Source organism: Pseudomonas sp. UBA5706 (assembly GCF_002419965.1).
In the GTDB taxonomy this organism is placed as follows: domain Bacteria; phylum Pseudomonadota; class Gammaproteobacteria; order Pseudomonadales; family Pseudomonadaceae; genus Aquipseudomonas.
In genome coordinates, this window is record NZ_DIHC01000031.1 from 62,986 (window position 1) to 77,982 (window position 14,997).

Sequence of the window (14,997 nt, forward strand, 5' to 3'; positions counted from 1 at the left end):
TGGCAATAAGCCACTGATTAGCACGGGAACACCCGCTGCATTTAAATTAAGGCTTTTGTTTTCAGGCGAAGTCAAACAAAAAACAGACGACCGGTAAAACTTGTAATTTTTTGACACAACCACTGAACTACAGCTAAACCGACAGGTCTGTAGGTTTAGCAATTTTTCTGGATGCCCCCTGCAGACCTTGCAGGATGGGGATTACAGGCGGCAGAAGCGCCGCAGCCAGCCCTTTCTCGGGGCCAGATACGTATTTCAAGCCCGATATAAACACTGGAGAATACCCCATGAAAATGCCAATCCTCGGCGCCCTTGCAGCAGTAACGATTGCGCTTTCCGGCGCGACTTTCGCTGCCGATTCCGATACGCAGGAAAACGTTTCCGGCGCATCGGATTCGACGGTAATGACTCAAACTCAAGATACAAAAGCCGAGAAGAAACAGCATAAACAAAACCAGGCCGATGAAAACAAACGCGGCCGCCCGACAAATAAAACGGCGCCTGCGTCAAACTAACGCATGCTCTTTATTGATGCGTAACTCATTACCAAAGGGGGTCTCGAAAGAGGCCCCCATTATTTGAAGCTTGCTGTGTCCATAACGTTTCCTCCCCTCGATAGCCAAGACCTGACCGCACTTTCTTCCGAAGCGCTGTGTGACTGGCTGCTGGCCCATGCCGGGCTCAAGACAGCTGATCTCGACCGCGCCCGACGGTTGGCGCAGGATGCCGACGGTAGCTCGCTGACCGAAATGCTGACGCGTCTGGGGTTGGTCTCGGAAATGGACCTGGCACGCGCTTGGGCATCGACCCTGAATGCACCGCTACTCATGGCCGACGCCGTGCCGTTGCCTGCTGATGCCCTGCCCGCGCTCAGCGAGCGCTTTCTGCGCCACTATCGTCTGTTGCCCATTGGCAAACATGCCGATGGCGTTCATGTACTTGCGGCCAACCCCGGCAATGCCTATGCCTTCGATGCGCTGCGCTACGCCTGCCAGTTGCCGGTGTACGTCTCGGTGGGTGCCGCGAGCGAAGTGGACGGGCTGATCGAGCGCTTCTACGGCCAGGGTCGTTCGGCGATGGGCTCCTTGATCGAAACGCTGGATGAGCACAGTGGCGCAGAAGAGGACATTGAACATCTCAAGGACCTGGCGTCCGAGGCTCCGGTCATCCGCCTGGTCAACCTGATCCTGCAGCGCGCGGTCGAACAGCGCGCCTCCGATGTTCACATCGAACCGTTCGAAAGCCACCTCAAGGTGCGTTACCGTATCGACGGCGTGCTGCATGAAGCGGAAGCCCCCCCTTCCAGTTCTTCGGCGGCGATCATCTCGCGGCTTAAGATCATGGCCCGGCTGGACATCGCCGAACGGCGCCTGCCCCAGGATGGCCGCATCATGCTGCGCATCCAGGGCAAGGAGCTGGACTTGCGCGTTAGCACCGTGCCCACCAGTTTCGGCGAGTCGGTGGTCATGCGTTTGCTCGACCGCCAGACCGTGAGTTTTGACTTTCCAAGCCTGGGCATGGATGGCGAGCGCCTGCAGACCTTTCTCGACGTGCTGGAAAACCCCCACGGCATTCTGCTTGTCACCGGCCCCACCGGCTCCGGCAAAACCACCACGCTGTACACCGCCCTGTCGCGCCTGAATACCGCCGAACGCAAGATCATTACCGTTGAAGACCCGGTGGAGTACCAGCTGGAAGGCATCAACCAGATACAGGTGAAACCCTCCATCGGCCTGGACTTCGCCGGAGCCCTGCGCTCCATCGTGCGTCAGGACCCGGACGTGATCATGATCGGTGAGATGCGCGACCTGGAAACCTGCCGTATCGCGATCCAGTCCTCGCTCACCGGCCACCTGGTGCTTTCCACCCTGCACACCAACAGCGCTGCGGCGAGTATCACCCGGTTGCTGGACATGGGCGTCGAAAGCTACCTGATCGCCTCGACCGTCAAAGGCATTCTGGCCCAGCGTCTGGTGCGCAGGCTCGACCCTGCCACGCGAGTCGCCTTTGAGGCGCCGCGGCAGCTGGTGGCTGAACATGACCTGGAACGCTTCACCGACCAGCGGCCGATTCTGCTCTATCGCCCGGCCAGCGAGTTGCCCGGCGGCGGCTACCACGGGCGCAGCGCAATCACCGAATTGCTGGTGATGAACGAAGAGCTGCGTTCGCTACTGATGCGTCAGGCTGACGCCGCCACGCTGGAGCAAGCCGCCCGCCGCGGCGGGTTGCGCACACTCTATGAAGAGGGTTTGCGCCAGGCTGTTGCAGGCGTCACCTCGCTTGAAGAGGTGCTGCGCGTTACGCGCGGCGACTGACCATGGCGCATTTCAAATACCGTGCACTGGATGCCGAAGGCGCCGTTCAGAAGGGTGCGCTGGAAGCCCCCGACCAAACAGCCGCTGTGACCACCCTGCAACAGCGTGGCCTGCTGGTGTTGAGCCTGGACGCCAGTGCCGGTAGCGACTTGCGCGCCGTCATGCGTCGCAGTGCCATGAACGGCGCCGCTCTGGTCAGCTTCACCCAGCAACTGGCGACGCTACTGGGCGCCGGTCAGCCGCTGGAACGCGCGCTGGGCATTCTGCTCAGACAGACCCACGAGCCCAAACGCCAGGCATTGCTGGAGCGGGTGCGCGAGCAGGTCAAGGCTGGCAAGCCCTTGAGTCAGGCGCTGGAAGAAGAACACGGCCAGTTCTCGGGCCTGTACATCAGCATGGTGCGTGCCGGTGAGGCTGGAGGGTCGCTCGAACATACGCTGCGACAGCTCTCCGACTACCTTGAGCGCAGCCAGATGCTGCGCGGCGAAGTCATCAACGCGCTGATTTATCCGATCTTTCTGGTGGTTGGCGTGCTCGGCTCCCTGGCGCTGCTGCTGGCCTACGTCGTGCCGCAGTTCGTACCGATTTTCCGCGACCTCGGCGTGCCCATCCCGCTGATCACCCAAGCCATTCTGGGGCTGGGCGAATTCCTGAGCGCCTATGGCCTGTTGTTGCTGGCAGCGATTGTGGTGTCGATCTGGAGCATCGCCATCATGCGTCGGGATCCGCAGCGACGTCAGCGTCACGACCGCCGCGTACTCCTGATCAAGGTCATCGGCCCGTTGCTGCAACGGGTGGAGGCCGCCCGACTGGCACGCACGCTGGGCACCCTGCTGAGCAATGGCGTGGCGCTGTTGCAGGCGATGACCATCGTCCGTCAGGTCTGCGGCAATCACGCATTGCGCGCTCAGGTCGAGCACGCCACCGACTGGGTCAAGGGCGGCGGCACGCTGGCCCAGGCCTTCGGTGAACACCCGCTGCTGCCGGAACTGGCACTGCAGATGATCGAAGTCGGCGAACAGGCCGGCAATCTCGACAGCATGTTGCTCAAGGTCGCCGACGTGTTCGACGTCGAGGCCAAGCGCGGCATAGACCGCCTGCTCGCGGCGCTTGTACCCAGTCTGACCGTGGTCATGGCGGTGATGGTGGCGGTGATCATGCTCGCCATCATGCTGCCGCTGATGAGCCTTACCAGTAACATTTGAGGAAACACCCATGTCTCGTTTCAACCTTGCCCGCGGCCACCGCCAGGGCGGTTTCACCCTGTTGGAAATGCTCGCCGTGATCGTGCTGCTGGGTATCGTCGCCACCATCGTCGTGCGCCAGGTCGGCGGTAATGTCGATAAAGGCAAATACGGTGCGGGCAAGGCGCAACTGGCCAGCCTGGGCATGAAGATCGAAAGTTATGGCCTGGATGTCGGCACCCCTCCGGCGAACTTGCAGCAACTGGTCAGCAAACCGGCGAACGCTCCAGGCTGGGCAGGCCCTTACGCCAAGCCATCGGACCTCAAGGACCCGTTCGGACATGCCTTCGGCTATCGCTATCCCGGCGAACACGGCAGCTCCGATCTGATTTTCTATGGTCAGGACGGCCAGCCGGGCGGCGAAGGCTACAAGGCCGACATCGGTAACTGGGAATAAACATGCACGCTCTGCCCCGCGCCCGCGGCTTCACTCTGTTCGAATTGTTGGTGGTGATCGTGTTGATCGGCATCAGCGTCGCTCTGGTGGGCTATGGCGTGGGCAAAGGGTTGCAGGCAGCAGGTGAGCGCCGTGCGTTGAGCGCTACGGTTCAGGCGCTGCGCGCAGCCCGGGTGCAGGCCATTGTCACCGGGCAACCGGCACAGACTCGCTTTGACCTGCGTAACGGAACCTTTCAGGGCCCGCGACAAAAGGTTCAGCAGTTGCCGCGTGACATGCGGCTTACCTTGCAGACGGCTGACGGTCTGGGGTCGGCATTCGAGTTCTACCCCGATGGCGGCTCCAGCGGTGGTCACTTGCTGTTGTCACGCGCCGACAAGCGTTGGCGCATCGACATCAACTGGCTGACGGGCAACGTTCAGTTGCGCGCGCTCAATTGACCGGCCAGCGCGGCTTTACGTTATTGGAAATGCTCGCTGCACTGGCTGTGCTGGCGCTGTGCAGCAGCGTGCTGGTGGTCGCGTTCGGGCAAAGCGCGCGAGCCTTGCAGCAGGCACAGCGCAGTGACCGATTGAGTCTGGCGGCGCGCTCATTGATGGATGAAGCCAGCGTCGGTCGCCTGGAGTCGGGACGTACCGAAGGCCATTGGAGCGGCGTGAAGTGGCAACTGGATGTCAGCAGCCTGCCCGCCGGCAATGTTTCGGCACAGGCGTGGCGCCTGGACGTGTTGGTCAGCGATGGGGCCCGCCAGGCGCACTTCAGCAGCCTGCAAGTGCGCAGCGCAGGTTCGGGGGCCGCCCGATGACACGCCGCATGCAGGGCTTCACGTTGCTCGAAGTGCTGGTGGTGATCAGCCTGCTGGGCGTGCTGCTGACCCTGGTCGGCGCTGCCATCACCGGAGCCAACCGCGCCATGGGTAAGGCTGAACGCTACAGCACGCGTCTGGACGAGGTGCGCTCGACGCAGAATTTTCTGCATCGCGTGGTGGGTCAGGCATTGCCCCTGGCTGCCGGTGCGCCGGGCGCTGAGCAGTCACCGGTATTCACAGGCGATGCGCAGAGCATGACGTTCTACGCGCCGCTGCCGGCAACGCTGGGGGGAGGCTTGTATCGCTACAGCCTGACGCTGGCCGTCGGGCACCGCTTGCAGGTCAGTCTGGAGCGTCTGCAAGGCCAGGCATTGCTGCCGATGGGTGAACCGCAAGTGCTGCTGCATCAGGTGCAGAGCGTGCAGTTCAGCTACCGCGGCGTATCGCCTAAGGGTGAGGCCAGCGGCTGGCTGGATCAGTGGCCGTGGCCGGGACGCCTGCCGCTTGGCGTGCGGGTCGATGCTCAGCTTTCAGGGCCTGTGCCCTGGCCGATGCAGAGCATTGCCGTACGCCTGGACTTGTCCGGCGAGGCCCATGCGCTATGAGGCGTCAACGCGGCGTCGCGCTGCTGTTGGTGCTGTGGGTACTGGCACTGCTGAGCACCTTGCTGGCCGGATTGCTGGGCTGGGTGCACCTGCAGAACCGTCAGGCGCTGTGGCAGCGGCAGCAGACGCAGTCGTTGCTGGCCGCTCAGGCGGGTGTCGGCATGGCAGTGCTGGCGCAACTGGACCGCGATCCCGAGCGGCATTGGATTGCAGACGGTCAGGCCCATGATTTGCGCTTCGACGATGCGCAGCTGGCGGTCAGCCTGAACAGCGAGAAAGGCAAGCTGGATTTGAATACCGCCCCGGCCGAGGCGTTCGCGCATCTGGTAATGGCATGCGGGGCAGCGCCGGAGCTGTCGCAGCGAATGGCGCAGTCTCTGGAGCAACGTCGCGGTGGCGGGCGCGCGCCGTTGCGCATGATCGAAGAACTGCGCGAGCTGTCGGGCATGACCCAACCGCTGTATCGGTGCGCGGCCGACAACGTGACCCTCTGGAGCGGCCAAACGATGCCGGATGCACGGATGGCCTCGGCCTGGCTGCGACGCGCATTGGGCCTGCCGCAGGTCGCAGGCGCCACCCGGGATGCAGGCCCGGTGATCACGATCAGCAGTCAGGCGACATTGCCCGGCGGACACACCACGACGCTAAGCGTCACGCTCTTACTGAACCCATCGAAGGAGGGGACTCGACCTTACCGGGTCCTGCGCTGGCAAGAATGAAGCAATTACTTTTACAGCGTCTGACGCCCCTGCTCTCCCGGGTGCAGCGACAGTGGCGCGACAGCCCGGCGCAACGTCTTTGGCAAGCCTGGCTGCGCGAACTGCAGGCGCTGCTGCCCGCGAGTGCGCGTGCCCGGTTGCTGCCGCAGGTTCGCGAGCAGCAGGTCGACTGGCCGCTGCCCGCCTCGTTTCATCCGCATGCAGGCGAACGCCTGGTGCTGCTGTTGCCCGCCAGTATGGTTCTGGCGCAGCCGCTGCAATTGCCGCTGGCTGCCCTGCGCGACCTGCACAGCGTGGTGGGCTTTGAACTGGACAAGTACACCCCCTACCCGCGTGAGCAGATGCAGTACGTTGCGCGGGTGCTCGGCAAAGGCAAAACCCTGGCACAGGTACTACTGGTCGCCATTCTGCGTGAGCGTTTGCAGACGATTCTCGACAGCTGCGCAGAACAAGGGCTGGCCTTGCACCGTGTGGATTGCCGCCGCGCCGACGACCAGCCACTGGGCATCGACTTATTGCCCGCCGGGCTTAAACCGCCACGCGTTCGCAGTGCGCGTCTGCCACGTTATCTGGGCTGGACCTGTGGCGTCTTGCTGCTGACCTGCATGGTGCTGTGGCTGGATGCTCGCTCGGCCATGGTTCAGAACATGCAGCACAGTGTCGAGCAACAGCGCACGCAGGTGCAGCAGGTACAGGAGTTGCGTCGTGAACTGAGCAATACGCAAGGTGCCGCGCGCTATCTGGCCCAGCAGAAGGCCGCCCAGCCGACGCTGAGCAGCGTGCTGGTGGACCTGACCGGCTGCCTGGGCGCCGACACGTGGGTGGAGCAGCTGGAAATATCGGACAGCGGCGGGGTTTCCATTACGGGGCAGAGCGCCGGAGCCAGCGCCTTGATCAGCCGCATGAAAGGCTGCAAGACCCTTCGCGACGTGCAGTTCCAGGGCATCATCCAGCCCGATGCACAGACCGGCAAAGAACACTTTTCACTGCGGGCCCAATTGCACCGGGAGGCCTCCGATGCGTCGTGATCTCAACGCCCGCGAGCGACGCGGCGCCGCACTCATTGGCTTGGCGTTGGTGCTGGCCGCCGCCTGGTGGCTGCTGGTGCAAAGCTGGTTCCTCGATCCCCTGCTGGCGTTACAGGACCAGGCCGAAGCGCTACGCGAACAGCAGCAGCGTTACGCCGGGGTCGTGGACCAACGTGACACGCTGCAGCAGCAATTACAGGCAGCCCGCCGCGATCCTTCCAGCCGCAGCAGTCTGTTACCCGGCGAAGACCCCAGCGCCGTGGCCGCCGAACTGATGCAGCGCACGCTGGACAAGGTCAAGGCTCATGCCAATGAAGGCCCCGGCTGCGAAGTGACGCAGCGCATGCCGATCATGCCGGAGTCGGACAGTGCCGAGCCCTATCGACAGGTGAAGGTCAGCCTGACGCTGGAATGCGCCATGGAGCCGCTGACCAACCTGCTGCACGAGCTGGAATATGCCCAACCGTTTCTGTTCATCGACAACCTGAGCATTCGCCGCGCGACAACAGCACCGTCCAGCGGCGCTGCGGGCCGTCTGCAAGTGCATCTGCTGTTGCGCGGCTATCTGAAACAGGCCAAGGCCGCGCAACCTCCGGCTCCCTCATCTGCGCCCAAGGAGCCTGAAGCATGAAGCTCGACATCCTGACCTTCGGCCTGGTGGGCACCGCCGCGTTGCTGGCCGCTGCAGCCGTGAGCCTGGCAAGCGGCGCAGGCCAGTCCGTGTCCTGGTTACCGCCCAGCCAGGCTCGCGAAACAGTCAACGTGGCCGCACCTGCACCAATGGCAGACATGCCTGCGCAAGCGCTGGCGCTGACGTGGCAACAATCGATGTTCAGCCCTGATCGCCAGTCTGATCCGGTCAATGGCACTGCCGGGACTTCTTCGCTGGACGGCACGCGTCTGACCGGAGTGATCATCGACGGCCAGGCCCAGTGGGTGCTGCTGCAGTTACCAGACAAACGCACTATCAAGCTTGCGGTCGGCAGCGCACTGGACAGTGGCTGGACCCTGACCGGCGTCACCCCACAGCAAGCCAGCTTTAACGGTCAAGGCCAGACTCGCCAACTGCGCCTGACCCTGCTTCGCCTTCCTCCGCCATCAAAAGCACATCCCATTACTCTTCCAAACGTACCCACACCATGAACAATCGCTACCCTGAGTTTTCCCGTTTGCGCAGCCCGCTGCTGTGCCTGGCTACCGCCGTGGCACTGGCCGGTTGCGCCTCTACCCCGGAGCGTTTCGACAACGATCCGGCCCTGATGCAGGAAGCACTCAATGGCACAGGCTCGCAGCGCGCCCCTGTGAGCGACGCACCCGTCGTCGCAGCGAACCCAACGGCGGCGCCAGCCTCCGCATCGGCCCGCCGGCAGATCATCCGCGGCAGCCAGACCTTCGTCCACGGCCCCGGCTCGGCCAAAGCCGTGCCCAATGCGCAAGGCTCCGCCGATGCAAAGGCCGATATCGTTTTCAACTTCACCAACCAGCCCATCGAAGCGGTCATCAACAGCGTGATGGGTGACCTGCTGCATGAGAACTACAGCATCGCCCAAGGCGTGAAAGGCGATGTCAGCTTTTCTACGTCGCAGGCGGTCAACAAGCAGCAGGCGCTGTCGATTCTGGAGACCCTGCTGTCGTGGACCGACAATGCCATGATCCGCCAGGGTGATCGCTACGTGATCCTGCCGGCCAATCAGGCGGTGGCCGGCAAGTTGGTGCCCGAGATGCCGGTATCCAGGCCCGCCAGCGGTCTGTCGGCACGCTTGTACCCGCTGCGCTATATCTCGGCCACCGAGATGCAGAAACTGCTCAAGCCCTTTGCCCGTGACAACGCATTTCTGCTGGTCGACCCGGCGCGCAACGTGCTCAGCCTCGCAGGCACGCCGGACGAGTTGGCCAATTATCAGGACACCATCGACACCTTTGATGTGGACTGGCTCAAAGGCATGTCGATTGGCGTGTACGGCTTGCAGCGTGCCACCGTTGGCGAGCTGATGCCGGAGCTGCAAAAAATGTTCGGCCCCAACAGCGGCATGCCTCTGGCGGGCATGGTGCGTTTTCTGCCGATCGAACGGACCAATTCGGTGGTGGCCATTTCCGCGCAGCCCGCTTACCTGAGTGAAGTCGGCGACTGGATTCACACCATCGACGAAGGCGGCGGCAACGAGCCGCAAATGTACGTCTATGACGTACGCAACATGAAGGCGTCCGATCTGGCCAAGTACTTGCGGCAGATCTACGGCAACGGGCAGATCAAGGACGACACGGCCGCCAAAGTGGCGCCGGGCCTGCGCACCCGCTCCTTGTCTTCACTTAACGGCAGCGCCAGCAGCAGCGGTAGCGGCCTGAGCGGCTCGGGCGTGAGTAGCATGAGCGCAACCGGCATGGGTGGCACGGGCCAGGGCTTGGGCTCGACCACGGGCAGCGGCACCAGTCAGGCCGGCCTGCAACAGAGCAGCGACGACTCGGACAACGAAGACGGCGATGAAAACGCCGACAGCAGTACAGAAGATCAGGGCACCGGCAGCGCAGGCACTGCCGCCGCCAGCCAGCGTCTGGACGACAGCACACGTATCACCGCGCAGAAGAGCAGCAATCAGTTGCTGGTTCGCACGCGTCCAGCGCAGTGGGCGGAAATCGAAGCAGCCATCAAACGCCTGGACAACGCGCCGCTGCAGGTGCAGATCGAGACCCGCATTCTGGAAGTCAACCTCAGCGGCGAACTGGACCTGGGCGTGCAGTGGTACCTGGGGCGTCTGGCGGGTAATTCCACCAGCACCACCGTTGCCAATACCGCAGGCAGTCAAGGCGCGCTGGGCGGTGGCGGCGCCGGGTTAGGTGCAACGGATTCGCTGTTCTATTCATTCGTCAGCAACAACCTGCAGTTTGCCCTGCACGCCCTGGAAACCAGCGGGCGCACGCAGGTGCTGTCGGCGCCTTCGCTGGTGGTGATGAACAATCAGCAGGCGCAGATTCAGGTAGGCGATAACATTCCGATCAGCCAGACCACCGTTAACACCAGCACTTCGGACACCACACTGAGCAGCGTCGAATACGTGCAGACCGGGGTAATTCTGGATGTCGTGCCACGCATCAATCCGGGCGGCCTGGTGTACATGGATATCCAGCAGCAGGTCAGCGATGCCGACAGCACCGCGACCACCGACACCAACGGTAACCCGCGCATCTCTACCCGGTCGGTGTCGACCCAGGTCGCGGTACAAAGCGGGCAGACCGTATTGCTGGGCGGGCTGATCAAGCAGGACAACAGCGACACGGTGTCGGCAGTGCCTTACCTGGGACGCGTGCCCGGCCTGCGCTGGCTGTTCGGCAACACCAGCAAGACCAAGAAGCGCACGGAGTTGATCGTGCTGATCACGCCGCGGGTTGTCACCAGCAGCAGTCAGGCGCGACAGGTGACCGATGATTACCGGCAGCAGTTGCAATTGATCAGACCTGCGCAGAGCGTACAGCCCATGTAAGCCTGGCAAGGCCTTGCCACACCTGAGCCCGGCTTGTGCCAGGCTCAGACCTCAAAGGGCCGGGCCGTATCAATCCACCAACGCGTCTTCCTTCAGACGTTGGGCGTTGGCGACGGGCTTGGCATCAGGCGTTTTCAAGTCTTTGGCAAAGGTGCCGTCCACTTCGCCCTTGAAAAAATTCTTGCCGTAAATCAGCAGGCACAGCACGACGCCAATCCCGAACGCCCAGCTCGCACCCTTGATCGCCAGTACCGCACCGATCACGCCGGCGATGCCCAGATCACGTTGACTGCGTGCTTCGAGAATCCCCAGGCGCACGCTCACGTAGCCCTGAATCAGCAAGGTCAGCGACAGCGCCACGCCGAGGATCGGTTGCACCAGCGTCACCACCGGCAACAGCAGCAAACCGGTGTTGGTGCCCCATCGGAACGAGCCGACCCCGCCGATGATCGACTGCATCGCCTTCGGCCCGCCCTTGAAGCGCTCGATCACCACCACAAGCATCGCCGCCCATTTGGGGCCGCACATGGCGACATCCGGGCCGAAGATGCTCATGAAAGCGTTCCGCGCACCGAAGATCAGATGGGCACGGTCCGGGTTGTAATCGACCACTTCGTCGGTACGAACGGTTTGTGCTTCATCGAGCAAGGCCTTGGCACTGAGCACGTCACCAAAGACGATGATGTACACCGCCAGCATGGTCGGCAGCGCCGAAATGAACATCGACAGCGGCGGCATGCCCAGGCCGAATACCGTGTAGTGGCTCCACAGTCCGGCGAAATCCGGCTTGCTGATGCCCCACTGAATGGTCGGCCATGGCGCCTCGCCAAACAGCGGCGCAATGACCACTGCCAAGAGAATGATCGGCAGGATGCCCAACTTGGCAAAATTCCACCAAAAGCGGTTGCGCTGTTTCAGTTCATTGAAGTGCTGCGAGAAGATCAGATAAAACGCGATCCCCACCGCGATGGAGATGGTCCACGGCAACACGTTGAATTTGCCGCCAACCTGGAACACCGCGATCACTGCACTCAGTCCCGCGCCGACGATAATCCCGGACTTGATCGCCGCTGGCACGTATTCCACGACCTTCTTCGCCATGCCGGTCGCCCCCAACGCAATCGAGAACACCCCGAGCATCAACTGGAAGGCGATCAAGGCATGGACACGCTCCGGGCCCACGGGAAATTGCGCACAGTAAGCCATCAACAATGGCACCGCCGGGGTAATCCAGCCCGGCACGGTCGGGTCGCCAAGCAGATGGTGAGTCAGATACAGCAGGCCGTTGAGCATTACCACCGCCAACGCCACCTCGAACGGCATGCCGAGCAACTCGGTCATCAGCGGGATGGCGGCCAGGTCCACGGCGCACATCAGCAGCCCTTGCAGGTAGTCAGGTATCTCGAGTTTGTAATGAATGAACGGCATCCGGACCTTGAACGGGCCGAGCGGGATGTACGGGGTTTCGCTCCGCAGTTGAGGAGTGTGGGACATGGTGTGTACCTGTTTTATTGGTCTTGTATCGGCAAACGCCCGTACCTGTTGGCCGGGCGTTCTGGCATTTCAGGATCAGTAGGCTGCGCGGTAGATTTTCTCGATGTCGGCGGCAGTCAGTTTGCGCGGGTTGTTGCGCATCAGGCGCTCGATCTTGCTGGCCTCCTCAGCCATCGCCGGGATCGCCTCCTCCGGCACGTTGAAGCTGCGCATGCCGGACGGAATGTCCACCGCAGCGCACAGGTCGGCCATGGCCTGGACGGCTTGATCGGCAGCGTCCTTGTCGCTCAGATCGGCCACACGCAGGCCCATGGCTTCGGCGATATCTCGGAAGCGCTCGACGCAGGCCATCTTGTTCCACTCCATGACATACGGCAGCAGCAGCGCATTGCTGACGCCATGAGCGATGTTGAACCGCCCACCCAACGGATACGCCAGCGCATGCACTGCGCCCACCCCGGCGTTGCCGAAGGCCATGCCGGCCATGAGGCTGGCGGTGGCCATGTCTTCGCGGGCCTGCAGGTTGGACGGGTTGGCATAAGCTTTGGGCAGCGCCTTGGTGATCAGCTTGATGGCACCCAGCGCGATGGCGTCAGTGATCGGCGAGGCATTGACCGAAAGGTACGACTCCACCGCATGCACAAGCGCATCGACGCCGCTGGCCGCTGTCACGCTGCGCGGGCAGGTCAGGGTCATGGTCGGGCTGACCAGCGCTACGTCCGGCAGCAGGTAATCGCTGACGATGCCTTTTTTCAGCTGCGCTTCTTTATCGGAAAAGATAGCAACGTTGGTCACCTCCGAACCGGTACCGGCGGTGGTCGGAATAGCAATCAACGCAGGGCCTTTGCGCTTGACCAGATCCACGCCGAACAACTCGGCCAGCGGACCTTCATGTCCGGCAAACGCCGCTACGCCCTTGGCGATGTCGATGGCGCTGCCGCCACCCAGTCCGATCAAGCCGTCATGCCCACCTTCGCGATAAGCGCGTGTGCAGTCTTCGACGATGGAAATTTCCGGCTCGGGTTTGACCTGATCGAAGAGGCCGTAGCGACGTCCACCCAATTGCGCCAGCGCCAGATCGACGGTGCCGGACTTAACCAGAATGGCGTCGGTGACGATCAGGGGGTTGTTGACGTTGAGGCGGGTCAGCTCGGCGGCAAGCTGCTCGATGGCGGCTGGGCCGGTGATCAGTTTGTTAGCGATTTTGAAGGCACTGATTTTGGAGGTAGTAAGGCTCATCGGGCTCGTCCTGTGTACGTTGTTTTATTGGAAGACGTGCCGGATGAGAGAGCGAAAGCTGTGCCAGTTTGCGCAAAGCGCCGTGCCACGGGCGTTTGCGTGAATTCCTGCGCGTTTGAAGGGGGCTGATTGGGCAGTTTTGATCAGTTTTCTGATCGGTTTCGAGAGGCTTGATTGAAATCCTAATCAGAGCGTTCCCAGCGCTTCATCTTCTGCACTACGGTCGCTTGGCTTACGCCCAGGGCCTTGGCCGCCAGCCGCGTGGTCTTGTGTACCTGGAGAGCGGCACGAATGGCCGAACGCTCGGCATTCTCCAGCACCTTGCGCAGCGGCAGGCGGCTGTCGTCAGTGTTCTGAGGATTGAGGTTGAGGATTTCCTCGGGCAGATCCAGCGCCTCGATGGTGCCATGCTGATCGGTCACCACTAAGCGCTCGACGATATTGATCAACTCGCGAATATTGCCGGGCCAGGCGTATTCGCACAGCAGATCGAGGGCTTCGAGGCTCCACTGCACATTGCGCTCGTATCGGCTGTTGAAGCTGGCGAGGTAGTAATGCAGCAGCGGCGGGATTTCCTCACTGCGCTCGCGCAGGGCCGGGATGCTGATCGGTACCACGTTGAGCCGATAGAACAAGTCGGCACGAAAGCGCCCTTCGGCCACCCGTTGTTTGAGGTCGTGGTGAGTGGCGCTGATGATGCGCACATCGACCTCTTTCAACTCCAGGCCACCCACCGGGATGAAGCGGTTTTCTTCGATGACCTTGAGCAGCTTGACCTGCACCGGCAGGGGAAGGTCGCCGATCTCATCGAGAAACAGGGTGCCGTGATGCGCCAGCTCCAGCAGGCCGCGCTTGCCCTTCGGACCAGCCCCGGTAAACGCGCCGGGGGCATAGCCGAATAGCTCGGCTTCGATCAGGTTCTCGGGCAAGGCGCCGCAGTTCAGCGCCAGAAAGGGCTCGCTGGCACGTGGGCTGGCATTGTGGATGAACTGCGCGACAAGGGTTTTGCCGACACCGGTTTCGCCTTGCAGCAAGACTTTCACCGAGCTGCCAGCCACTTGACGGGCCAACGCGAACACTCGACCGGACGCTTCCTGATCGGCCATCAGCGGCGAGTGCAGGAGGTTGTCTCGCTGACCGGCATGGAGCTTGGCCGTGCTGTGGCGCAGTTGCTTTAGCTGCTGCAATTCATCGCGCTCATGCTTCATGCGCAGCAGTTCGGTCATGTCACGCACGGTGCTGACGACGTAGGAAATGCGGTGCTCGGCATCGAGAATGGGCGTCGCACTGACCAACAGCTTCTTGCCCTGACTCAAGCTCTGCATCACCGACACGGGACGGCCTTCCTGCAACACGCGCAAAGAAGCCGATTGTGAGATAACGCCTGCCTTCACCAGCTCCTGCATGGGCCTGCCGATGAGGTCGGCACCGCTGAGCCCGGTCAGGCGTTCATAGGCATGATTGACCTTGAGCGTCTTGCCGTCGCCATCGGTAATGTAGACACCGTCGTGTAAAGCGTTGAGCAGTTCTTCGAAACTGGCGTCGTTGACATTCACCGAGGGGCTCCGTGCGTGATGGCTCGCGAAGCAGGGAGTTTAAACGGTGATGGCGCAATTGATACAAACCCCGAATCGGGAGATACGATCACCTATGGGAGCAAATGATCGTT

General features: G+C 62.1%; 15 protein-coding genes. 12 read left to right on the forward strand and 3 right to left on the reverse strand.

From position 1 onward, the window contains the following. Positions 1 to 287 precede the first annotated feature (287 nt). From B3I26_RS14465 to gspD, 12 genes are all read left to right on the forward strand, one after another. On the forward strand, positions 288 to 515 hold the full coding sequence (locus B3I26_RS14465) for a hypothetical protein (protein WP_296258512.1): 228 nt from the start codon (positions 288 to 290) through the stop codon (positions 513 to 515). An 81-nt stretch (positions 516 to 596) separates the two neighbouring features. Next, on the forward strand, positions 597 to 2,315 hold the full coding sequence (gene gspE / locus B3I26_RS14470) for a type II secretion system ATPase GspE (protein ID WP_296258647.1): 1,719 nt from the start codon (positions 597 to 599) through the stop codon (positions 2,313 to 2,315). A 2-nt stretch (positions 2,316 to 2,317) separates the two neighbouring features. Further along, the gene (gene gspF / locus B3I26_RS14475) at positions 2,318 to 3,520 is read left to right on the forward strand and encodes a type II secretion system inner membrane protein GspF (RefSeq protein ID WP_296258513.1); all 1,203 of its coding nucleotides are present in this window, start codon (positions 2,318 to 2,320) and stop codon (positions 3,518 to 3,520) included. Positions 3,521 to 3,530: 10 nt separating this feature from the next. Next, entirely contained in the window at positions 3,531 to 3,956 is a 426-nt protein-coding gene (gspG, locus tag B3I26_RS14480; RefSeq protein ID WP_296258514.1) for a type II secretion system major pseudopilin GspG, read from the forward strand. A 2-nt stretch (positions 3,957 to 3,958) separates the two neighbouring features. After that, positions 3,959 to 4,396 (forward strand): type II secretion system protein, encoded by a 438-nt coding sequence (locus B3I26_RS14485; RefSeq protein ID WP_296258515.1) that lies wholly within the window; start codon positions 3,959 to 3,961, stop codon positions 4,394 to 4,396. Beyond that, on the forward strand, positions 4,393 to 4,761 hold the full coding sequence (locus tag B3I26_RS14490) for a prepilin-type N-terminal cleavage/methylation domain-containing protein (RefSeq protein ID WP_296258517.1): 369 nt from the start codon (positions 4,393 to 4,395) through the stop codon (positions 4,759 to 4,761). Before B3I26_RS14485 ends, B3I26_RS14490 begins: the two co-directional genes overlap by 4 nt. Beyond that, entirely contained in the window at positions 4,758 to 5,369 is a 612-nt protein-coding gene (locus B3I26_RS14495; protein WP_296258518.1) for a prepilin-type N-terminal cleavage/methylation domain-containing protein, read from the forward strand. Before B3I26_RS14490 ends, B3I26_RS14495 begins: the two co-directional genes overlap by 4 nt. Further along, positions 5,366 to 6,088, forward strand: a complete 723-nt coding sequence (locus tag B3I26_RS14500) for a type II secretion system protein GspK (protein WP_296258519.1) — start codon at positions 5,366 to 5,368, stop codon at positions 6,086 to 6,088. The genes B3I26_RS14495 and B3I26_RS14500 overlap by 4 nt, the downstream gene beginning before the upstream one ends. After that, positions 6,085 to 7,116, forward strand: coding sequence for a type II secretion system protein GspL (locus B3I26_RS14505; protein ID WP_296258521.1), 1,032 nt, complete (start codon positions 6,085 to 6,087; stop codon positions 7,114 to 7,116). The genes B3I26_RS14500 and B3I26_RS14505 overlap by 4 nt, the downstream gene beginning before the upstream one ends. Then, positions 7,106 to 7,747 carry a type II secretion system protein GspM gene (gene gspM / locus B3I26_RS14510; protein ID WP_296258523.1) on the forward strand — a complete coding sequence of 214 codons (642 nt, stop codon included), beginning with the start codon at positions 7,106 to 7,108 and terminating at the stop codon, positions 7,745 to 7,747. Before B3I26_RS14505 ends, gspM begins: the two co-directional genes overlap by 11 nt. Further along, positions 7,744 to 8,259 carry a general secretion pathway protein GspN gene (locus B3I26_RS14515; protein WP_296258524.1) on the forward strand — a complete coding sequence of 172 codons (516 nt, stop codon included), beginning with the start codon at positions 7,744 to 7,746 and terminating at the stop codon, positions 8,257 to 8,259. Before gspM ends, B3I26_RS14515 begins: the two co-directional genes overlap by 4 nt. Next, positions 8,256 to 10,595: a type II secretion system secretin GspD gene (gene gspD / locus B3I26_RS14520; protein ID WP_296258525.1), complete on the forward strand. Its 2,340-nt coding sequence runs from the start codon at positions 8,256 to 8,258 to the stop codon at positions 10,593 to 10,595. The genes B3I26_RS14515 and gspD overlap by 4 nt, the downstream gene beginning before the upstream one ends. A 69-nt stretch (positions 10,596 to 10,664) precedes the next feature. Here the strand turns inward: gspD and B3I26_RS14525 are convergent, their stop codons facing one another. From B3I26_RS14525 to B3I26_RS14535, 3 genes are all read right to left on the reverse strand, one after another. Further along, complete coding sequence (locus B3I26_RS14525; RefSeq protein ID WP_296258528.1) at positions 10,665 to 12,089, reverse strand: hypothetical protein; 1,425 nt, start codon at positions 12,087 to 12,089, stop codon at positions 10,665 to 10,667. Positions 12,090 to 12,164: 75 nt separating this feature from the next. Continuing rightward, the gene (locus tag B3I26_RS14530; RefSeq protein ID WP_296258530.1) at positions 12,165 to 13,328 is read right to left on the reverse strand and encodes an iron-containing alcohol dehydrogenase; all 1,164 of its coding nucleotides are present in this window, start codon (positions 13,326 to 13,328) and stop codon (positions 12,165 to 12,167) included. 182 nt (positions 13,329 to 13,510) lie between these two features. Beyond that, positions 13,511 to 14,884, reverse strand: coding sequence for a sigma-54 interaction domain-containing protein (locus B3I26_RS14535; RefSeq protein WP_296258532.1), 1,374 nt, complete (start codon positions 14,882 to 14,884; stop codon positions 13,511 to 13,513). Positions 14,885 to 14,997: the final 113 nt, after the last annotated feature.

Bases quoted from the DNA above. Each gene is read 5' to 3' on its own strand.
- B3I26_RS14500 (WP_296258519.1), top strand. From the start codon at position 5,366: ATGAGGCGTCAACGCGGCGTCGCGCTGCTGTTGGTGCTGTGGGTACTG.
- B3I26_RS14465 (WP_296258512.1), top strand. From the start codon at position 288: ATGAAAATGCCAATCCTCGGCGCCCTTGCAGCAGTAACGATTGCGCTT.
- B3I26_RS14525 (WP_296258528.1), bottom strand. From the start codon at position 12,089: ATGTCCCACACTCCTCAACTGCGGAGCGAAACCCCGTACATCCCGCTC.
- B3I26_RS14515 (WP_296258524.1), top strand. From the start codon at position 7,744: ATGAAGCTCGACATCCTGACCTTCGGCCTGGTGGGCACCGCCGCGTTG.
- gspF (WP_296258513.1), top strand. From the start codon at position 2,318: ATGGCGCATTTCAAATACCGTGCACTGGATGCCGAAGGCGCCGTTCAG.
- B3I26_RS14495 (WP_296258518.1), top strand. From the start codon at position 4,758: ATGACACGCCGCATGCAGGGCTTCACGTTGCTCGAAGTGCTGGTGGTG.
- gspD (WP_296258525.1), top strand. From the start codon at position 8,256: ATGAACAATCGCTACCCTGAGTTTTCCCGTTTGCGCAGCCCGCTGCTG.
- B3I26_RS14530 (WP_296258530.1), bottom strand. From the start codon at position 13,328: ATGAGCCTTACTACCTCCAAAATCAGTGCCTTCAAAATCGCTAACAAA.
- B3I26_RS14485 (WP_296258515.1), top strand. From the start codon at position 3,959: ATGCACGCTCTGCCCCGCGCCCGCGGCTTCACTCTGTTCGAATTGTTG.
- gspM (WP_296258523.1), top strand. From the start codon at position 7,106: ATGCGTCGTGATCTCAACGCCCGCGAGCGACGCGGCGCCGCACTCATT.
- B3I26_RS14505 (WP_296258521.1), top strand. From the start codon at position 6,085: ATGAAGCAATTACTTTTACAGCGTCTGACGCCCCTGCTCTCCCGGGTG.
- gspG (WP_296258514.1), top strand. From the start codon at position 3,531: ATGTCTCGTTTCAACCTTGCCCGCGGCCACCGCCAGGGCGGTTTCACC.